Below are 19,755 nucleotides of genomic sequence, written 5' to 3'. Positions count from 1 at the left end.
GGATAAAAGCCGAGACTCTTGTGTTTTTCGTACAACCAACAACGTACAATTGCCGCGCAGCGGCTTTCTCGGATTCTCGGATCTCGATTTCCGGCTCTTGGTTCTCGATCATAGCGAAAAATAGGAGGAAATGTATGCGTTTTGTACCATTAGGTGGTGGAAAAGAAATAGGAGCAAACAGTTATCTGTTGCAGGTTGATGGAAAGAATATCCTGATAGATTGCGGTCGGCACCCGATTAAAGAGGGTTACGAATCGTTACCAGCTATCGATGAAATAGACAAGCTCGATTATGTTTTCATATCTCACTCTCACTACGATCATCTTTCATCATTACCACATCTTGTGAAATTTTTTCCAAATGTTCGTGTTTTAACCTCAAGAGAAAACAAAAAGCTTTCGGTAAGGATTCTCCGCAATTCAGTAGAGGTAATGAAGAAGAAAAACGAAAAAGATGGCGAGCCGATACTTTACAACCATTCAGATGTGAAGAAAGCTAAAAAGAGAATGATAGGAGTGGAATATTACGAACCATTCAAGATTTCTAAAAAGCTGTTCGTAACCTTTTATCCAGCCGGGCATGTAATGGGGGCCAGTTCTATATTGCTCGAATATAAAGGAAAGAAGATTTTCTATACAGGTGACATCTCTCTTTCTGACCAATTAACAATTCCTTCTGCTGTTTTGCCCGACAAAGTCGACGTTTTAATCTCTGAAGGGACCTATGGACTTAAGGAAGAAGCGACCGACACACGGCATTCTGAAATACGTCGGCTGGAGCTCTCAATAAAAAAAGTTCTAAAAAACAAAGGCCGCGTACTCTTGCCAGTTTTTGCACTTGGGAGAGGCCAGGAAGTTCTTTACATGATCCTAAAAATGCTGGATGAAGAAAAGATCCCGGATGTTCCAGTTTATACAAACGGCATGGTTTCCATCATAACAAACCTCTACCTTCAGGAATACGCCGGCATGCCACCGGAAAAGAAAAAGTGGTTTAATAATGCCATCTTAAGAAGGGTCCGAACCGTTCCAAAAAATTACAAAACACTTCTATACGACAAAAGACCCATGATACTCATTCTCAGCTCAGGAATGCTCATAGAAGATACTTTATCTTATTTATTCGCAAAGGAAATCCTTCAAGACAACCTGAGCGCTATCTTTTTCATGGGCTACCAGAGCCCGGAATCCATTGGTTACTCCATACTTGAAGCCGCCAGAAGCAGAGAAGAAGAAATTTCATATGGTGAGGAAAGGATTCAGCTCAGATGTACAGTTAAAAAATTCAACTTTTCTGGCCACGCTAGCTACGAAGAACTGATTTCACTTCCCAGAGAACTCCAACCTTCAAAACTTGTATACGTACACGGAGATGAAGAGGCACTTTTGAACCTTTCAAAAGAGCTGGAATATGAATTTGACATATCCGTGCCATCGAACCTCGAAACGGTACTTCTTTAGTGGATACAAAGCTCTAAGGATCTTGACAACCTTTTTTGTAGGTGTTATGATAATAAACGGCGCCGGGGTGGCGGAATTGGCAGACGCAACGGACTTAAAATCCGTTGGAGCGAAGGCTCCGTGTGGGTTCGACTCCCATCCCCGGCACCACTGGGAGAGAATGATGCCAATGGCCTTTGTAATATAGATATGCGGTGCGGGGTGGAGCAGTCAGGCAGCTCGTTGGGCTCATAACCCAAAGGTCGCAGGTTCAAATCCTGCCCCCGCTACCATTTTTTGTGTGGCGGTGTAGCTCAGCTGGCTAGAGCATGCGGTTCATACCCGCAGAGTCGACAGTTCGAGTCTGTCCGCCGCCACCAACCAAAAAAATCCCCTCCAACTGGAGGGGATTTTTTAATTTCATCATTCCGAAAGGCTGCTACGCAGCGATAAAGACCGTTGTCGGTTGTACGTTGTGCGTTGTACGCAAAAAAACGAGAACCGAGAGTCTGGGAGCCGGTAAGCACGCTGACGCGTGGGTAACCCGGCTGCGCCGGGGGTGAGCCTGACGAAGTCAGGGGTAGGCACTCCTTCGGAGTGGGGGAATAATAGACGCTTGCGACAAAAAACACTAGAATCCGAGAGTCCGAGAATCCGAGAGAGCCGCTGTGCGGCATTTCCAAAGTACTAGTCACCGGCGGAGCCGGTCGGGACAACTCCGCAGGAGTTCGTAACACTGGCGAAGCCAGTCGCAACCACGCGAAGCGTGCGTGCCCGGCCGCAGGCGCTTACCCTGATGAAGTCAGGCTTACCCACGCGCTGGCGTGCTTACCTGCTGACAACGTCGTGAACCCCCGGGGCGCAACCCCACGTCAATCACCAAAGGATTGATAATAAATCTTTCTCAAGTTCTCAAAAATACCCGTATGCGTTTCGAAATCAAAAGTTTTGAAGGTTATGGTTATTGATTCTCTTTTCAACCGATCGCTAATCTTTAGATAGAGTGGAATAGGGAACCTTCCTTCTTTGCCTTCCAAAGCAAGTTCAAGACTCATAATGTTTGGAATATATCCCCCGCCCCCAATCAATCCAAGAAACCTCAATTTTGCTTCGTTGGGTTCCAGTTTGTAAAGATAAAGATCTTCTTTTTTCTCCTTTACCCAGGAAAAATTCCTTTCATCCAGCAATCCCTTGAAGAAGGTTGATAGGAATCCTCCGAGAACATACAGATCGTCCTTCGTGCGGTACTGTTTCCATGGGTTCCCATCGATCACGCTGAACAAAATCTCTTCCTTTTCTAAATAAACAAATTCAATGCCGGCCAACTCTTCAGGACCAGTTACGGAGATCAACCAATCGGAATTCTCGTTTGTCTCAAATTTAAAAGCAAAACTAAAATCAAAATAAGAAGGCGTAGCAGCCTTTTCGTCAAATATATGGAAATTAACTGACACATCTGTAGAAAAGGAACGGGTTCTATTGAGTTCGCTTATTAACAACGTTATCGGTTCAGATTCCACTGAAAAAACAGAGACCAAAGTAGCAAAAACAAAAAAAACCAAAAATATAAAGACTTTTCGCATTATAAACACCTCACAAACGATTATAACATCTCCATGTTCCTAAAAACTCTGAAACAAAAAATGAAATATGCCGGGGTTAATGCTAATATTAAGTGGGGGTGTGGAAAGTGAAAATAGCTTATCCCGATGAAATGAAGAAAATAGATCGCCGGACCATCGAAATAGGTGTTCCCTCAATAGTGCTTATGGAAAGTGCGGCGATTGCGGTCGCCAACGAAATAATGAAAAAAATGCCAAAAAAGGTGACTCTGCTGTGTGGTAGAGGAAACAACGCCGGTGACGCTTACGCTGTGGGGAGGCACTTATTAGCGAACGGTGTAGAAGTTTTCGCCGTAATGTTAGCTGAACCTTCCACAAAGGATTGTAGAAAGAATTATCGGCTCTTTCGTAGATTCGGTGGAAACGTTATTAAATTCTGTGACCTGAAGAAACACTGGAATAAAATCAAAGAATCTGATGTGTTTGTAGATGGGATTTATGGGACGGGATTTAAAGGAGATTTATCATCGGAAATCGTCGAGTTGCTTGAGGCGGTCAATAAAATTCACGCTTTTCGGGTTGCTGTGGACATTCCTTCCGGAGTTGACGGGAAAAACGGTGAGGTCCGTCCTACCGCTTTTAAAGCCAACCTTACCGTAACGTTCGGTCTTGCTAAACCCGGACATTTCTTCTATCCCGGAAGAGCTTTTGTCGGCAAATTGAAAATCATCAATATAGGTTTTCCTGAGAAATTTATGACCGAAGAGGCTTCTTTGAATCTACTTACCGATAAAGAAGCCTCTGAATTACTTCCATCACGCCCACCTTACGGACACAAGGGAACCTTCGGTAAGGTCTTGACCATAGGGGGAAGCGAGGATTACAGTGGTTCAGTTGTATTAGCCGCCCTCGGAGCAATAAAAGTGGGAGCGGGTATGGTTTTTACCTTCACTCCAGAAAAGGTTCAGAGCGTGGTCAGAAACAATATACCAGAAGTAATAGCCCTTGCCGGTAACAAACCTCATCTGGCTATCACAGATCTTGAAAGCATTCTGTCTACACTTTCAAAGGTAAACGTGGTTATAATAGGTCCGGGAATAGGAAGAAAAGAAGAAACCTTTGAGCTTATTAAAGAGCTGTTGATCGAATCTTCAGCACGAAAAATCCCGGTCATCGTGGATGCGGATGCCATACATGCTCTTAAAAGTCTCAACCATGATCAGATTAACTGGGAAAATATCGTCATCACACCCCACCCCGGTGAATTCTCATCTATCACAGAGCGAAAAATCGAGGAAGTGATAAACAATATAGATCTTGTAAAAGAGTTCTCAAAGAAAAACAAAATAAACGTTCTTCTCAAGGGAGCAACCTCTATTTTTAGTTCGTATACAGGGGAAATCTGGCTAAATACGACCGGAAACACCGGTCTGGCAAAGGCGGGAAGTGGAGACCTCCTAACAGGAACAATTGCTGGATTTATCGCTCAGGGGATAGATATGAAAGCTGCCACAATACTTGGGGCCTATTTCATGGGAAAAGCTGCGGAGATGTGCGAGATATATGAAGCCTCTATGAGCGCGTCACAGGTGAGTTCTGTTTATTCTAAAATATTTAAACACCTTAATACAATTAGGGCTTCTACAGGAAAAATCGGGGGCAATCATGAAACTTGAACACAAACTTTCGCAAAAGCTCGAACAAAAGTTGCACCTATCTTTGAAAGTGCAGCACGTGTTGAAACTATTACAACTAAATTCACTAGAGCTCATGACAGAGCTCAGAGAAATTGTTGATGGCAACCCCCTACTTGAACTGGAGGGAGAGGATTACAAATTAATCGACGAAAACGATATTGAAACACCCGAAGAAGAAAATTACGAGTCCAAAAGTGATTCCCCTTACTTTCCGAAGCACTACAACCCCGATTTCGACGGTTGGGACTTTGAACGTCTTGAAGGGCCGCAGCCTTCTTTTGAAGAAATGCTTCGCAATTTCGCTTTTTACATTTTAGAGGACGATGAATTCAAAATATTCGAAATTCTTATGGACAACATGAACGAGTTTGGTCTGTTAAAAAGGTCAATCGAAGAGATTTCAAGAGAAGTTGCGGTGAATGAACGCGACATAAGAAAAGTTATAAAAAAGCTCAGAGATTCCGGATTTGACGGTCTGTTCGCCGAAAAGCTCGAAGAATTGAAGGAACTCGGTGAAGGAATCGTACTTCCCTCATCCGGTTACAACGATGGAAATCCTATCATGTACATAGAGCCTGAACTTTACATTGATTTCGTGGATAATAGATTCATTGTTACTGCAAAGGATTACGGATTGGCCATACGGGTGGACGAAGTATATCGGGAACTTCTAAAAAACGAAAAGGATGAAGCAGGGAAATTCCTTAAGGAAAAATTCCAGGAGGCGGAGTTTTACGTAAATGCCCTTGAAAAAAGACGCAGTACATTGATCACAATAGGTGAAGAACTGGTTAGAACTAATCCTGATTTTCTACTCGGTTACTGCAAAACCCTCAGACCTTTAAAAATGACAGACATTGCTGAAAAGCTCGATGTTGTTGTTTCAACCATTAGCAGGGCGGTGAAAGGAAAATTCGTACAGACTCCCATAGGGACCTTCCCGCTCAGATACTTTTTTGGTAGCGAACAAACACGCGAACAGGCCATGGAAATCATAGCCAAGCTTTTGAAAGAGAATCCAAAGTTGAGCGATTCAGCGATAGCAAAAAAACTAAATGAAATAGGTATAAAAATAGCCCGAAGAACGGTTAATAAATACCGTAACGTTCTTCTCAAAAAAGGTGAACTATGAATTTAGCGGCAGTTTTTCTTGGCGGGAATGATGGACATTCCGACAAATTTTATAGAGAAAAAGCAAATTCAGCAGATTTGATCGTCGCTGTCGATTCCGGAGCTGAGGTCCTTAGACGACTGAACATCGTACCGCATCTCCTTATTGGTGATATGGACTCCATTTCTCCAGAAACCCTTTCCTGGTGTTCCAGTATGGGTACTGAGATAAAGAAATTCCTTTCTGAAAAGGATGAAACCGACACAGAGCTTGCCATTGATGAATTGGTCAAGCGCGGGATTAAAGACGCTCTTCTTTTAACGGCTACTGGTGAGCGCCCTGATCATTTTTACGCTATACTCATGCTTCTTTATGCCTTTTCAAAAAAACTAGAGCTGAAAATCTTAACTGAAGAATTGGAAATCGGTGTAGTTCATAATGAAGAAAAATCCTTCGTGGTTTCAACAAAAGAGGTCTGGTCTATATTTCCTATTGGCAGTCAAATACCCGTGGTAACATTGAAAGGATTCAAATACTCCATTACTGAAAAGGAAATGCCATTTGATAAACCCTATGGTGTTTCCAACATTTCCATCTCGTCTTCAGTATCTATAAAAACCAGCAGAGGGGCGGTGATTTATTACAGATGGTTGAAGCGAGAAGATTGTTAGTTATATCAGATACCCACGGTTCATTGACAGCCGTTCAGAAAGTTTTGGATAGAGTCAAAGATTTTGATGTTCTTCTCCATGCTGGAGATTACCTTTACCATGGACCCAGAAATAGAATTCCCAAGGGTTATGATCCCATTGGACTATCTGAACTTTTCCAGAGTCTGGGAACAAAACTCGTAGGAGTTCGCGGGAATTGCGATGCCGACGTAGACCTTATGGTTATGAAAATCGATGATTTACCGCAAAGCAAGATCTTCTCATTAAGAGGGATGGAAACTTTTCTTTACCACGGCCATCGGGATCTAAAGATTCCTGATTCATCGAGGATCATTATCTCGGGTCACACCCATATCTCGCAACTAAAAATGATCGGAGATACTATCTATTTGAATCCGGGAAGTGTAGCTCTTCCTAAAGATTCTACAGATGGCACTTACGCCTTAATTGAAATCTTTGATATTATAAGGCTCAATTTGTTTGACATTCACGGCAACCTGTTAAAAGAATTGGAACTAATCCAATGAAGAACAACTACCAGATAGAAAGGGTAGCTTTTTTAGAGAATAGCTGGTTCGCTTTTGCTTTAACTCCCGAAATATTCGTGATTTAAATAAGCTACAAATTTCAAAGGTAGCTCATTTAATTTTCATAACGGTTGGTACAATACCGTATTTGAGAAGCGTGCTATAATTACGGTGGGGGTGGTGAAAATGTTGATACGCTGGCACGGTCACGCTTGTTTTACGATAGAAAGTGCAGGTAAAACACTTCTCACCGATCCTTTTGATTCAAGTGTCGGGTACGCTATTCCAGATATTGAACCAGATATAGTCACAGAAAGCCATCAACACTTTGATCACAACGCTCATCATTTACTAAAAGGCAATTTTAACCTAATCAAAGAAACGGGGCACTTTTTCGTTGAAGGATACAGAATTAACGGATTTCTAACCTATCATGATGAGTTCAAAGGCAAAAAACGCGGCACAAATATCATCTATGAAATCATAACTCCTGACGGGTTTAGAATCGTTCATCTTGGAGATCTGGGAGAATCTCTAAGCAGGGAGCTGGAACAGAAGCTAATGCACCCTGATATTCTTATGATTCCCGTTGGAGGAATTTACACAATAGGACCAAAAGAGGCCCATAATCTGGCAAACGAGTTGAAACCATCAATTGTAATTCCGATGCATTTCAAAACAAAAAACCTAAAATTCGAGCTAAAGGAACTGGAGAATTTCACAAGTAAATTCGAAAATGTTGAAAAAATGAAGGAGCTCAACCTTAATTCCAGGAAAGAAGTCGAAAATCTCCATTTGAAAGTAATTGTTTTAGACTACGAATAGATCTGGAGGTGCTCTATAATAAACGAACAGAAAATTCTTGCGATGCTTGGCTTTGCGGCAAAAGCAAGAAAAATTGTTTTTGGTAAAGATCAAATCAGAGCGTATCTCAGAAACAGAAGACAAAAGAAAAAAGTTCTCGTTCTGGCAAGCGATGCCAGTGAATCTATAAAAAAAGACTGGCTGAAGCGTTGTGAGAGCCAAAAGGTTCCTTTTGTTTTGCTGAAAAATACTGATCGCATAAGTTTGGCAAAAGCGTTAGGCAAAGTCAGCTTTTCAGCCGTTGGAGTTACCGATGAAGAACTCGCAGCTGAGATCGTAAGATTAGCCGAAGCAGGAGGTGAAAAAAATGGCGAAGACCCGAGTTTATGAACTCGCTAAAAGATTGAAAATCACTACCAGGGAACTTATAGACGAATTGGAGGAGCTGGGAGTCTCTGTTAAAAGTCACATGTCCGTTTTAGATGATGAAATTGTCAATATAATCGTCGGCCTGTATGAGGAAGAAGAAAAAGCAGCAAAAATTAAGAAGTCAGCTTCTTCCAAGAAGAAAACCGAAAAAGAAGTAGAGGAAGAAGAAATTGAAACTCCCAAAAAGAAAAAGAAACAGGAGGAGAAAATCCCTGGTGAGGAAAAAGTCCTTCGTATCACCCCCGATGAATTGAAGCTTGACTTACTCGCCGAGAAAATGAGGGTACCTGTTTCAAAAATCGTGAAAGATCATTTTATGAAAGGGATCATATTACGCCCCGCACAGTCATTATCACTTGAAGACGCTAATCAAATTGCCGCTCAATACGGTTGGAAGCTTGAAATAGAAAAAGAAGAGATGGCTGACCCGCTGGAAGCACTCAAGAAGAAATATGAAGAACTATACAAAGATGAATCCAGACTTGTACAACGTCCCCCGGTAGTAACGGTTATGGGTCATGTTGACCATGGAAAAACAACGCTTCTCGATAGAATAAGAAAAACCAGTATAGCAGAAAAAGAAGTTGGTGGCATCACACAATCAATCGGTGCGTACCATGTAGAGGTAAACGGAAAAAAAATAACCTTTATAGACACTCCCGGCCACGAAGCATTCACAGAAATGAGAGCAAGAGGTGCTCAAGCAACGGATATAGTCATCCTTGTGGTTGCGGCCGATGATGGTGTCATGCCTCAAACCGTTGAAGCTTACAACCACGCAAAAACCGCTCAGGTTCCTATAATAGTCGCCATAAATAAAATCGACAAACCAAATGCAAGTATCGAAGCAACCAAACAGCAGCTTGCTTCAAAACTCGGGCTCGTTCCCGAAGATTGGGGCGGAGATACGATAGTTGTTCCCATATCGGCAAAAACAGGCCAGGGTATCGACGAACTTCTGGAAATGATTCTGCTTGTGGCCGAGATGTCGGAAATAAAGTGTATTCCCACAGGAAATGCTAGAGGAATTATTATCGAGTCTGAGCTTGATAAAGGTGTTGGTCCACTTGCGACAGTTATAGTTAAGGATGGGATATTGGAAGCCGGCGACTATATCGTTGCAGGAGCTACATACGGTAAAGTTCGCGCTTTGAGAGATGAAAAGGGTAAGCGTGTTAAAAAAGCTGTCCCGGGCGACCCTGTTCAGATAATAGGGTTCAATGAGGTACCGGATGTTCACGCCATACTCTACGTGGTAGATTCTCTCGATCAAGCGAGAGAAGTAGCGGCCTTTGCTCAGGAAAAACAAAAGAAAGAAAAGCTACTGAAAGGCAAGCGTCACGTGAGATTGGAAGAATTCATGCGTATCGGTGGTAAAGACGAAACAAAAGTCCTGAACCTCATACTTAAGTCCGACTCCTTTGGTTCTGTCGAAGCTTTGAGACAAACGATAGCCAAACTGGAAACAGAAGAAGTTCATATCGAGGTAGTTCATTTTGGAATAGGTACGATAAACGCAAGTGACGTTATGCTTGCAGCAGCTTCTGATGCCGTAATTATAGGTTACAAAGTAAAGCCAGACAGCCAGGCTCGAAGACAAGCAGAAGAGGAAGGCGTTCAGATCCGCGTTTATCAGGTAATCTTCGATCTCATCGATGACCTCAAAAAAGCCCTTGAAGGTCTTCTGGAACCCGAAGAAATTGATGAAACCGTTGGCCATGGCGAAATCAGAAAAGTGTTTAAGATAAAGAAAGTTGGTAGCATAGCCGGTGTACAATTACTCGATGGCTATGTAACAAAAAAAGGTTTCGTCAGAATATACAGGAACAATCAAGAGATATTCGATGGTGAAATTGAGTCGCTTAAACATTACAAAGATGAAGTCTCCAGAATAGACGCACCCAAAGAATGCGGAATCAAATTCCTGAACTTTGACGATATTCAAGAAGGTGATCAGTTAGAGTTCCATGTAAAGAGGAAAGTGAAGAGAACATTAGACTTCAACGAAAGCTCTTCGGATAGCTAAATAACGAGAACCGAGAGTCCGAGAGCCGAGAGCCTAGAAATAGAAAATGGGGACTGTCCAACAGAGGACTGTCCCCTTTTTCCCTAATCTCAGGTTTTTCCAAACCCTAGACCTGATATTTGCTCCTCCCGCCGAAGATGCGCATCATCGGCGAAGCCGATTTAGACAACTGCTCAGCAGTTCGTGACAGCCACGAAATGGTTCGAAACAACTCCGAAGGAGTTCGCAACAATCCCGAAGGGATTCGTATCTTCGCTGCGAAGCAGTTTTCTCGGATTCTCGTTTTTCTTATGGATAAATACCTCTAAGCTTCGTCGCAGTTGCTACCCTATCGATGGCAACGATGTAAGCTGCCGTTCTCATATCTGTGTCATACTTTCTCATCGTGTTGATAACACTGTAGAAGGAATCGCGCATTATTTTATGAAGTGCCTTCCTAACATCTTCGATGTCCCAGAAGTACCACTGAAGACCCTGTACCCATTCGAAATATGAAACAGTAACACCTCCAGCGTTGGCCAGGAAGTCCGGAACTATGAAGACACCTTTTTTAAGGAGAACCTCTTCAGCTTCTGGGGTTACAGGTCCGTTTGCACCTTCAACAATTATTTTTGCCTTAACGTCTTCAACGTTGTTCATTGTGATCGCGTTTTCGAGAGCAGCGGGAATAAGGATGTCAACGTCCATTGTCAGCAGTTCCTCGTTTGTCATTGCAGTTGCCTTTGGATATCCTTTAATGAGTCCATTGTTTTGATCGCGGTAGGCTACAACATCATCTATATCCAGGCCATCCGGATTATAAATAGCACCAGAAACATCGCTAACAGCAATGATTTTGCTTCCAACTTCTTCCTTTATGAGCTTTGCGGCGTAAGAACCAACATTTCCGAATCCCTGAACGGCAACTGTACAGTTCTTGGGATCAAGGCCGTTGTAGTTTATAGCCTCTTCAGTGACTACCCTGACACCTCTACCAGTTGCTTCTGTTCTACCAGCAGAACCGCCAACATCTAACGGCTTACCGGTAACGATTCCTAAAACCGAATGGCCAACATTCATGGAATACGTATCCATATACCATGCCATGACCTGGGGGTTCGTATTAACATCTGGAGCAGGTATATCTTTATCCTCACCGATTATTACCTGAATTTCGGAGAAGAACCTTCGAGAGAGTCTTTCTAATTCAGCTGGTGAAAGTTCTGCTGGATCAACAGCAACTCCACCCTTACCACCGCCATAGGGAATCCCAACAACGGCACATTTCCATGTCATCCAGAAAGCGAGAGCTTTGACTTCATCAAGAGTAACGCTTGGGTGATAACGGATACCACCTTTAGCTGGTCCTCTTGCAATGTTATGCTGGACCCTGTGTCCGGTGAATACTTTAATGCTTCCATCATCCATTCTTACTGGGAAATGGACTGTAAGCTCCCTTTTAGGGTGCGAAAGAACCTCGGCTATACAGGGATCGAGTTCCATAACTTCCGCAGCCTTGCGAAATTGCTTTAAAGCATTTTCAAAAAGACTGATGTCGGACACTTGTAACCCTCCTCAAGAAAAAGTGGTTTTCCACGTTGATTTTATTCCTCGCCTTTATTTGTGAACAACTCCACAAAATCATAAAGGAAAGGCGTTATTTTCAATTAGAATGCTCTATGTCTCTATTGCACCAATCTCTTTGAGTATGCGAAACCATTGATACATTCTCAACTCACATTTTGTAGCTCTCTAAAGAAAAACGCGGGGACTTCCCCCGCAATGGTACCCCCGGAAGGAATCGAACCTTCATTTACGGATTAGGAATCCGCCGTTCTATCCGTTGAACTACGGGGGCACAACCGCTGGTAATTATATCATTACCCCCTTCGCATTTCAACTGTCAATTTGGTAGAATCTATTGATAACTCAGTTGGAGGCGATAGTAGATGTTCCCTTTAAGAGACACAATTCCCAGTGAGAAAAAACCTTATGTGATGTGGACGATTATTCTGATAAATGTTGGGGTTTTTCTATACGAGTTACTCCTTTCAGACGGTGAACTTCTTCTCTTTATGTACAGACACGGTCTCGTTCCTTCAAGATACACCAAAGGTTACGCTACTTTGGAGCCTTATTACACATATGTCTTAAAGCTAAATCGATTTAACCTTTTTCCCTTCGTTACCTCGATTTTTTTACACGGAGGTTGGACCCATATAATCGGAAATATGTGGACACTGTGGGTCTTCGGAGATAATGTGGAAGATAGATTAGGACACTTCAGATTTCTACTCTACTACCTCTCATGGGGAATCGCTGCCAACCTGTTTCAATTTCTGGTGGCGCCCATATCATCTACCCCCATCATCGGCGCTTCAGGCGCAATCGCTGGTGTTATGGGAGCTTATCTGTTCTTTTTCCCATGGAGCAGGATCCTCACCTTTATTCCTATCTTCATAATCCCTTTCATAATCGAAATACCGGCATTCATCTTCCTAATCATATGGTTTACAATACAGTTTTTCAACGGGACCCTATCAATAGTCGGTGCTAACTTCTCTGGAGTTGCATGGTGGGCACACATTGGAGGCTTCCTTGTGGGTCTTTACATGGCCAAACGATTTGAGACAAAATATCCAGGATACTGGTATAGATAATTTAAGCTGGAGGGATTGAAAAATGAAGAAACAACCCATTGTAGCTCTAGAATCAACGGTAATAGCTCATGGCTTACCATGGCCAACTAATTTTGAAACAGCGGTTTCCATGGAAAACAAAGTAAAAGAAAAAGGTGCCATACCAAAGACATTGGGCATAATAAACGGCGAGATAAAGATAGGCTTGACAGAAAAAGAAATAGAACATCTGGCAAAAGCAAAGAATGTTATGAAGATCGGTACGGCTGAAATCGCGGCAGCCATTGCCTTAAGGAGAAATGCAGCAACCACCGTCAGTGCCACGATGCGCCTGGCGAAAAACGCAGGGATAGACGTTTTTGCTACCGGTGGCATAGGCGGGGTACATCGGAACGTTCCCTGGGATGTTTCACAGGACATAATGGAACTCTCCAAAACACGAATGATTGTGGTTTGTGCCGGTTTCAAGAGCATTTTAGACGTAGAAAGAACTATAGAATTTCTCGAAACCTTTCAGGTGACCGTTGTCGGATATCAAACGGACTATATGCCCTTATTCCACACAAAAGAAAGCGAATACAAAGTCAACATACGTGCTGATTCCCCCGAAGAGATCGTGGCTATATTCAACGAAAAAGAAAAACTTGGAATTGAAGGAGCTATTCTCGTTGCCAACCCCATACCAGAACAATCCGAGATCCCAAGAGAAGAATTGGAAGAATACATAAAAAAAGCTGTCGCTCAAGCAAAGGAAAATGGTATTTCAGGAAAATCCCTGACACCTTTCCTTCTAAGCAGATTGACAGAACTCTCAGGTGGCAAAACGCTCACCGCAAACATTGCTTTACTCAAAAATAACGCCTCACTTGCCGGAGAGATAGCGGTGGCTCTTAGCAGGGGTGGTAGAGATTAAAAAAGTATGCTTCCGAAACGCAAAACTTTATGACCCAAAAATTGATTCATATATCAAAAGGGATTTACTCGTTGTAGACGGAGTTATCGTCGAAGAAATCTCTAAGCCTTTTGTAAACATAGACCTTAACGATAAATATGTCTATACTGGATTTGTAGATTCACACGCCCATCTTATTGCAACGGGGAAGTCCAGACATACCCTCGATATCACAGATGTAAAAACGGCTGAAGAACTCAAAGATGCTATCAAAAAAGCTCAAAAATATTCCGAAATAATTCGTGGCAGAGGATGGAATCAGGAAACACTCGGATTTATACCCAATAGGAGTTTCATTGATAGCATCACCGAAATACCGACCATACTCGTAAGAAGGTGTGGACACGTCGCCACGGTAAACAGCAAAATGATAGAAAAATTCAATCTTGAGGAACTCGATGGTATGGATGGCTCTGATATAAGCAAGGGTTTCTTGAAAGAACGTGCTCTGGACGAATTCCGAAAAAGAGTGAAACTGACAAAAGCTGAAATAAAGGCTTTCCTGAAAAGTGGAGCAGAAGAATTTTTGAAGTACGGAGTAACCGCTGTGCATTCCGACGACTATCATGACTCAGATCTCGATGACCTTCTGGAGATTTTATCTGTTCAGCAATTGATAAGGATTTTTGAAAAGCTGTACCTCGAGGATGCCAGTCAGATTAAGTTTTTCGATAAAATCAAAAATTACCAGAATGCTTTCCTCGATCTAAAAGCCGCTAAAGTCTATTTGGACGGTTCTTTTGGGGCAAGAACCGCTGCTTTGATAGAACCCTATGCTGATGATCCCGAAGATAAAGGTATTCTCTATATGGATCGTTACCAGCTGAAGGAATACGTTAAAGCTTGTGAAGAAAGGGGCATTCAACTAACCGTTCATGTCATAGGTGACAGAGCACTGGAAGAAGCGCTGGCGGCTTTTGAAGGAATAAAAAAAGGCAATCCTTTAAAACACCGGCTTATCCATGTTCAAATTGCCTCAAACGAGCAGATCGAAAAGATAAAAGAACTTAACCTTAAAGTCTCGGTTCAACCCATATTTTATCCATCAGACCGTGAAATGGCTATTTCCAGGCTTGGAGATAGAAGGTTCAAGCAAGCTTATCCATTCAAAAAACTTTTTGAAAAAGGAATAGGCGTCTCGCTTTCTACAGATTCACCTGTTGAGAGCTCGAACCCTTTCAAAAACCTGATTGCTGCCGAGAGCTTTTTCGACAGAAAGACGGCTTTTAAGCTTTATACCGAATCTGGAAGACGTCAGGCTTTTTCTAACGAAAGCGGGAGACTAATACCGGGAGAAAAAGCAGATTTCTTTGTTACAGAACAAGACATTTTTACTCTTCCAAAGGAAGAACTCTCAAAATTGTCTGTTTACATGACCGTGGTAAATGGCGAGATTGTTTACGCGCGCTCTGAATAGCCTTTTTAGTACCTTTAAGCCTTAACTTCTTTCTCCCAGAGCCATTTCGCAAGGTATATGAAAGGCGTATCGATAGCAGCAACGATCCATTTGAAGATATATGTTGTCCATAGCACCTGCCACCAGATCGAGAAATCGAAAACGCCCCAGAAAGCTATGAAAACGAACACAAAAGAATCGATAAACTGACTGACCATTGTCGAAAGGTTGTTTCTCAACCACAAATGCTTCCCGGAAGTAATCTTTTTCCAGAAATGAAAGGCCCAGACATCATGAAACTGAGATATAAGGTAAGCTGTGAGACTTCCCAGAGCAATTCTCGGCATGATGCCGAAGATCGTCTGGAGAGCATTTTGAACCGCATTAGCCTCCTCAATTGGCTTTATGTAAAGTGCAAATTGCATGTACAGCGTCATCATGAGAAGTGATGCGAATCCAAGGATTACACCCCTTCTCGCTTCCTTCTTGCCATAGATTTCACTGAGAATGTCAGTGGCAAAGAAAATTGAACCATACAAAATATTTCCAAGAGTCGCGGTGAAACCAAAAAGTTCGACAAGTTTTACAACCTGTATATTTGCCAGAATGATATTGCCCACAATTAGCATATAAAGGCCGTCCCGCTTGAAAAACTTAAAAAGCACAACTGCAACGGATAAATCCACCATCATGAAGATAAACCATAGTAGTTCATTCGGAAGGGAACTAAAAAAAGCAAACAAGACGATCACCTCAATCGATACCATTACAAATTGCTAAAAACCGTGAAATATGTTAAAATTAAATTAGTACAACAAAAGAGCGGCCTTTGCCGCTCTGGTGGGCTCGGGTGGATTCGAACCACCGACCGCCCGGTTATGAGCCGGAAGCTCTAACCAAACTGAGCTACGAGCCCTCAGTCAGAGAGATTATAATATGCTTATAAGCTTCTGTCAAGAGGTTTAGGAGATGGTAGATTTGCCTGCCAAACGATTAGCAAAGAGGGCAAAGCCTGACCCGATCAAAAGTCTAACCTGTCGTTACCCAAGAGTTCTTGTGCTGAAAGCCGCATTCAGAATGCTCAAAGACGGGAAGCGCTTAAGCCTGAAAGAATTGGAAATCTTTTTGGAAAAGCTTCTAAAGAATTGAGGAACGGTGAAAACCGTTCCTCAATCTTTTTGCCCCTCGCCAATATTCCTCAAAGATTTTAGATAAACTGACAGGTTCATTATGTCTGCCGGTGTAATCCCCGGAATTCTCATGGCCTGTCCAATGGACCGTGGCCTCAATTTTTTCAGCTTTTCACGGCTCTCAGTGGAGAGATTCGGCACCTCATCATAATTGACCTTTGGCGGAATTATCTCCATTTCCAACCTTTCGAAGCGTTTAAGTTCCTGCTCCATTCTTAATATATATCCTTCATATTTTAGCTGTATTTCTACTTGCTCCCTCAGTAAAAGATCCTCTATCGGTTCAGGATCGAACTCTTTGAGTATTTCATAGCTCACCTGGGGCCTTTTGAGCAACTGAGACAAACGCGTCGATTGGTATATCGGCGATGTTCCAGCTGCCACAAGTTTATTATTGAGCGTACTCAAAGGCTTTACGACTACATTGTTTAATCTCTCTATCTCTCCCTCTATCTGTCTTTCTAAATCGAGAACCTTTTCGTAGAACCATTTTGGAATCAACCCGTATTTGTATCCATACTTGCTGAGTCTGATGTGAGCATTGTCGTGCCTTATCAACAGCCTATACTCCGCCCTGGAGGTTAACAAACGATAAGGCTCATCGACTCCCTTTGTAACCAGATCATCTATCATCACACCTATGTACGACTCCGAACGTTTTGGAACAAACTGCTCCATACCAAGAAGCTTTGCCGCCGCATTGATACCCGCAACGATCCCGAGCCTGCGGCCTCTTCATACCCGCTGGTGCCGATAACCTGACCGGCAAAATACAGATTCTCCACCAATTTTGATTCTAAAGTCGGATAAAGCTGGTCGGGAGTGACATAATCGTATTCAACAGCGTAAGCCGGCCTCACAATAACCGCATTCTCCAATCCGGGAACAGTACGGATCATCTCCACCTGTGTTTCAAAGGGAAGACTCGTTGAAAGACCGTTCAAATAGTACTCATCTGTATTCTTTCCTTCAGGTTCAACAAAGACTTGATGGCTCTCTTTTGAAGAGAATTTAACAACCTTGTCTTCTATTGAAGGACAATAACGCGGCCCAATCGATTGGATCAGCTTCACATCACCGTAAAGGGGAGAAAATTTCAAATCACGCCTTATGACAGCATGAGTAGAAGGATTTGTGTGGGTCAACCAGCAGGGGTAATCTTTGGGAAGAACCCTGGGTTCATCAAAATATGAAAAAGCCAGCGGTTCATCAGAAGTGTCCTGTCTCTCCATTTTTGAAAAATCTATGCTCTTCCCTTGTATTCTTGCGGGAGTTCCTGTCTTGAACCTCGAAAGCGTAAACCCAAGAGTCTCAAGGGATTGACTCAATGCTTTCGCTGGAAATTCACCGAGCCTTCCAGCCTCAAAAACCTTTTGACCTACAAATATCTTTCCCCTGAGAAAGGTCCCGGAGGTAACAACAGCCGCCCTGCAACGGTACACGACACCGAAATGTGTGACAACACCTGAAACCTTCCCATTTTCCACGAGAATTTCTGAAGCTATTCCACTCCTTATGAAAAGATTTTCTTGAGATTCCAGTATTCTCTTCATTTCCATGCTGTATTCATGTTTATCGATCTGAGCTCTCAGAGCTCTAACAGCTGGTCCTTTGCTTGTATTCAGCATTCTAACGTTTATCATCGTGGCGTCAGTGGTTTTTGCGATCTGTCCCCCGAGAGCGTCCACCTCTCTAGCTACAATCCCTTTGGCTGGCCCACCAACAGCTGGGTTGCAAGGAGCCCAGCCAACAGTATCGAGATTTATTGCTAAAACAAGTGTTTTCAACCCCATCTTTGCAGCGGCGAGTCCAGCTTCAATGCCGGCATGCCCCGCACCAATAACCACTATATCAAAGTTGTAATCATTAATTGTTTTGGACATAACATCCCTCCTTTATTCTTATTAATTGTACAACAGAGGGGAGGAGTTAGCGTGGAAAAAGTTACTTTCACAGATACAACTTTTCGAGATGCCCATCAATCGTTGCTTGCTACAAGAGTTTCAACAAACGAACTAAAAGAAATTGCCCCCTTGGTTGATGAGGTAGGTTACCACGCTGTTGAAATCTGGGGCGGTGCCACCTATGACGCGTGCGTTAGGTACCTTTTCGAAGATCCCTGGGAAAGACTTGATGAACTTCGTAAACGCTTCAAAAAAACGAAAATACAGATGCTTCTTAGAGGTCAAAATCTTCTGGGATATAAACATTATGCAGATGATGTCGTTGAGTTGTTCGTAAAAAAGATGGCAGATCACGGCATGGACATAGTCAGAATCTTCGACGCATTAAACGACTTTAGAAATATCGAGAAGACCTGTAAAGAAGTAAAGAAAAATGGAATGCACCTGCAGGTGGCGTTAGCTTACACCATCAGTCCCGTTCATAACGTGGAATATTTTGTTTCTTTAGCCGAAAAAGCTGTTAATCTCAACGCAGATTCCCTTTGCATAAAAGATATGGCAGGCCTTTTAACACCCGGCAAAGCCTATGAACTTGTTAAAGCAATCAAAGAAAGATTCGACCTTCCACTGGAAATTCATGCACACTTCACCACGGGGGTTGCGGATATGTCGTATATCAAAGCGGTCGAAGCCGGGGCGGATATCCTGGATACAGCCATAAGTCCCCTGGCTTACGGCACTTCACAGCCAGCGGTTGAAAGCCTCTGGATTGCTCTGCACGACCTGGGAAATGCGTACGAACCTGATCTAAAGCTTCTTGAAAGAATAGCAAACTATTTTGAAGAAGTGAGAAAACGGCATTCGGATACGGATGTGAAACTCACCACAACAAAACCAGCGATTCTCGTGAACCAGATCCCGGGTGGAATGTATTCCAACCTGATCAATCAGCTTAAAGGACAAAACGCGCTACATCTCTTAAACGACGTTCTCGAAGAAGTTCCAAGAGTCAGAAAAGACCTTGGTTATCCACCGCTGGTGACACCCACATCCCAGATTGTTGGTGTTCAGGCGGTGCTGAACGTCCTCTCAGGAGAGAGGTATAAGCTGATAACCAAAGAAGTGGAAAGGTATGTCAGAGGATATTATGGAAAACCACCAGCAGAAATCTCACCCGAACTCAAAGAAAGAATTCTAAAGGATGAAAAAGCGATAACTTGCCGTCCTGCTGATCTGCTGGAACCAGAGCTGGATAAAGCCCGGGAAAAAATAGGAATTCTCGCTAAAACTGATGAAGATCTGCTCACGTATATTCTCCTTGGAGAAGTAGGAAAGAAATACCTATTGAAAAAATATGAAAAAGAACTCGCAGTGGATTTCAGTACAGCCGATGAGTACTCAGATACCACTGCAGTTTACCCAATTTAAG

General features: G+C 42.8%; 16 protein-coding genes, 5 tRNA genes and 1 pseudogene. 16 read left to right on the top strand and 6 right to left on the bottom strand.

The window, feature by feature from the left end:
• The first annotated feature begins 134 nt into the window (after window positions 1–134).
• From DU53_RS07420 to DU53_RS07405, 4 genes are all read left to right on the top strand, one after another.
• On the top strand, window positions 135–1,460 hold the full coding sequence (locus tag DU53_RS07420; protein WP_015868751.1) for an MBL fold metallo-hydrolase: 1,326 nt from the start codon (window positions 135–137) through the stop codon (window positions 1,458–1,460).
• A gap of 61 nt (window positions 1,461–1,521) precedes the next feature.
• A tRNA-Leu gene (locus DU53_RS07415) sits at window positions 1,522–1,610 on the top strand.
• A 45-nt stretch (window positions 1,611–1,655) separates the two neighbouring features.
• Window positions 1,656–1,732, top strand: a tRNA-Met gene (locus tag DU53_RS07410).
• A 10-nt stretch (window positions 1,733–1,742) separates the two neighbouring features.
• A tRNA-Met gene (locus DU53_RS07405) sits at window positions 1,743–1,819 on the top strand.
• Between the two features lie 492 nt (window positions 1,820–2,311).
• Here DU53_RS07405 and DU53_RS07400 read toward each other — a convergent pair.
• Window positions 2,312–3,022, bottom strand: a complete 711-nt coding sequence (locus DU53_RS07400; protein ID WP_063728288.1) for a hypothetical protein — start codon at window positions 3,020–3,022, stop codon at window positions 2,312–2,314.
• A 107-nt stretch (window positions 3,023–3,129) separates the two neighbouring features.
• On the opposite strand from DU53_RS07400, the gene DU53_RS07395 reads away from it, so the two are divergent.
• From DU53_RS07395 to infB, 7 genes are all read left to right on the top strand, one after another.
• Window positions 3,130–4,677 (top strand): NAD(P)H-hydrate dehydratase, encoded by a 1,548-nt coding sequence (locus DU53_RS07395; protein ID WP_015868749.1) that lies wholly within the window; start codon window positions 3,130–3,132, stop codon window positions 4,675–4,677.
• Window positions 4,667–5,830: an RNA polymerase subunit sigma-54 gene (locus tag DU53_RS07390; protein WP_015868748.1), complete on the top strand. Its 1,164-nt coding sequence runs from the start codon at window positions 4,667–4,669 to the stop codon at window positions 5,828–5,830. The genes DU53_RS07395 and DU53_RS07390 overlap by 11 nt, the downstream gene beginning before the upstream one ends.
• Window positions 5,827–6,480, top strand: a complete 654-nt coding sequence (locus DU53_RS07385; RefSeq protein ID WP_015868747.1) for a thiamine diphosphokinase — start codon at window positions 5,827–5,829, stop codon at window positions 6,478–6,480. The genes DU53_RS07390 and DU53_RS07385 overlap by 4 nt, the downstream gene beginning before the upstream one ends.
• On the top strand, window positions 6,456–7,007 hold the full coding sequence (yfcE, locus tag DU53_RS07380) for a phosphodiesterase (protein WP_015868746.1): 552 nt from the start codon (window positions 6,456–6,458) through the stop codon (window positions 7,005–7,007). Before DU53_RS07385 ends, yfcE begins: the two co-directional genes overlap by 25 nt.
• A gap of 186 nt (window positions 7,008–7,193) precedes the next feature.
• Window positions 7,194–7,832 (top strand): MBL fold metallo-hydrolase, encoded by a 639-nt coding sequence (locus DU53_RS07375; RefSeq protein WP_015868745.1) that lies wholly within the window; start codon window positions 7,194–7,196, stop codon window positions 7,830–7,832.
• Between the two features lie 42 nt (window positions 7,833–7,874).
• A complete protein-coding gene (locus DU53_RS07370; protein ID WP_015868744.1) occupies window positions 7,875–8,201 on the top strand; it encodes a ribosomal L7Ae/L30e/S12e/Gadd45 family protein in 327 nt (108 codons plus the stop codon).
• Window positions 8,179–10,266 carry a translation initiation factor IF-2 gene (gene infB / locus DU53_RS07365; protein ID WP_015868743.1) on the top strand — a complete coding sequence of 696 codons (2,088 nt, stop codon included), beginning with the start codon at window positions 8,179–8,181 and terminating at the stop codon, window positions 10,264–10,266. Before DU53_RS07370 ends, infB begins: the two co-directional genes overlap by 23 nt.
• A gap of 288 nt (window positions 10,267–10,554) precedes the next feature.
• Here infB and DU53_RS07360 read toward each other — a convergent pair whose 3' ends face one another.
• Both DU53_RS07360 and DU53_RS07355 read right to left on the bottom strand, forming a co-directional pair.
• The gene (locus DU53_RS07360; protein ID WP_015868742.1) at window positions 10,555–11,808 is read right to left on the bottom strand and encodes a Glu/Leu/Phe/Val dehydrogenase; all 1,254 of its coding nucleotides are present in this window, start codon (window positions 11,806–11,808) and stop codon (window positions 10,555–10,557) included.
• A gap of 220 nt (window positions 11,809–12,028) precedes the next feature.
• Window positions 12,029–12,103 (bottom strand) — tRNA-Arg (locus tag DU53_RS07355).
• 91 nt (window positions 12,104–12,194) lie between these two features.
• Here DU53_RS07355 and DU53_RS07350 point away from each other — a divergent pair.
• From DU53_RS07350 to DU53_RS07340, 3 genes are read left to right on the top strand one after another with little or no spacing between them, the layout of a single operon-like run.
• Window positions 12,195–12,905: a rhomboid family intramembrane serine protease gene (locus tag DU53_RS07350; protein WP_015868741.1), complete on the top strand. Its 711-nt coding sequence runs from the start codon at window positions 12,195–12,197 to the stop codon at window positions 12,903–12,905.
• Window positions 12,906–12,927: 22 nt separating this feature from the next.
• Complete coding sequence (locus tag DU53_RS07345; protein ID WP_015868740.1) at window positions 12,928–13,797, top strand: pseudouridine-5'-phosphate glycosidase; 870 nt, start codon at window positions 12,928–12,930, stop codon at window positions 13,795–13,797.
• The gene (locus DU53_RS07340) at window positions 13,784–15,253 is read left to right on the top strand and encodes an amidohydrolase (RefSeq protein WP_015868739.1); all 1,470 of its coding nucleotides are present in this window, start codon (window positions 13,784–13,786) and stop codon (window positions 15,251–15,253) included. Before DU53_RS07345 ends, DU53_RS07340 begins: the two co-directional genes overlap by 14 nt.
• A 14-nt stretch (window positions 15,254–15,267) precedes the next feature.
• Here the strand turns inward: DU53_RS07340 and DU53_RS07335 are convergent, their stop codons facing one another.
• Both DU53_RS07335 and DU53_RS07330 read right to left on the bottom strand, forming a co-directional pair.
• Window positions 15,268–15,975 carry a queuosine precursor transporter gene (locus DU53_RS07335; protein WP_015868738.1) on the bottom strand — a complete coding sequence of 236 codons (708 nt, stop codon included), beginning with the start codon at window positions 15,973–15,975 and terminating at the stop codon, window positions 15,268–15,270.
• 95 nt (window positions 15,976–16,070) lie between these two features.
• Window positions 16,071–16,148 (bottom strand) — tRNA-Ile (locus tag DU53_RS07330).
• A gap of 53 nt (window positions 16,149–16,201) precedes the next feature.
• Between DU53_RS07330 and DU53_RS07325 the strand changes: the two genes are divergently transcribed.
• Window positions 16,202–16,381, top strand: coding sequence for a hypothetical protein (locus tag DU53_RS07325; RefSeq protein ID WP_015868737.1), 180 nt, complete (start codon window positions 16,202–16,204; stop codon window positions 16,379–16,381).
• A gap of 20 nt (window positions 16,382–16,401) precedes the next feature.
• Here the strand turns inward: DU53_RS07325 and mnmG are convergent.
• Window positions 16,402–18,305: pseudogene (mnmG, locus tag DU53_RS07320) on the bottom strand (tRNA uridine-5-carboxymethylaminomethyl(34) synthesis enzyme MnmG).
• Between the two features lie 51 nt (window positions 18,306–18,356).
• Here mnmG and DU53_RS07315 point away from each other — a divergent pair.
• The gene (locus tag DU53_RS07315; protein ID WP_015868735.1) at window positions 18,357–19,754 is read left to right on the top strand and encodes a pyruvate carboxylase subunit B; all 1,398 of its coding nucleotides are present in this window, start codon (window positions 18,357–18,359) and stop codon (window positions 19,752–19,754) included.
• Window position 19,755: the final 1 nt, after the last annotated feature.

Origin of the sequence: Kosmotoga sp. DU53 (genome assembly GCF_001639905.1) — a bacterium.
GTDB classification, from domain to species: domain Bacteria; phylum Thermotogota; class Thermotogae; order Petrotogales; family Kosmotogaceae; genus Kosmotoga; species Kosmotoga olearia.
Note: the sequence above shows the minus strand (reverse complement) of the source record. Positions and strands in the feature narration are given on the sequence as shown.

Bases quoted from the DNA above. Each gene is read 5' to 3' on its own strand.
- DU53_RS07420 (WP_015868751.1), top strand. From the start codon at position 135: ATGCGTTTTGTACCATTAGGTGGTGGAAAAGAAATAGGAGCAAACAGT.
- DU53_RS07400 (WP_063728288.1), bottom strand. From the start codon at position 3,022: ATGCGAAAAGTCTTTATATTTTTGGTTTTTTTTGTTTTTGCTACTTTG.
- DU53_RS07390 (WP_015868748.1), top strand. From the start codon at position 4,667: ATGAAACTTGAACACAAACTTTCGCAAAAGCTCGAACAAAAGTTGCAC.
- DU53_RS07385 (WP_015868747.1), top strand. From the start codon at position 5,827: ATGAATTTAGCGGCAGTTTTTCTTGGCGGGAATGATGGACATTCCGAC.
- yfcE (WP_015868746.1), top strand. From the start codon at position 6,456: ATGGTTGAAGCGAGAAGATTGTTAGTTATATCAGATACCCACGGTTCA.
- DU53_RS07375 (WP_015868745.1), top strand. From the start codon at position 7,194: ATGTTGATACGCTGGCACGGTCACGCTTGTTTTACGATAGAAAGTGCA.
- DU53_RS07370 (WP_015868744.1), top strand. From the start codon at position 7,875: ATGCTTGGCTTTGCGGCAAAAGCAAGAAAAATTGTTTTTGGTAAAGAT.
- infB (WP_015868743.1), top strand. From the start codon at position 8,179: ATGGCGAAGACCCGAGTTTATGAACTCGCTAAAAGATTGAAAATCACT.
- DU53_RS07350 (WP_015868741.1), top strand. From the start codon at position 12,195: ATGTTCCCTTTAAGAGACACAATTCCCAGTGAGAAAAAACCTTATGTG.
- DU53_RS07345 (WP_015868740.1), top strand. From the start codon at position 12,928: ATGAAGAAACAACCCATTGTAGCTCTAGAATCAACGGTAATAGCTCAT.
- DU53_RS07325 (WP_015868737.1), top strand. From the start codon at position 16,202: ATGGTAGATTTGCCTGCCAAACGATTAGCAAAGAGGGCAAAGCCTGAC.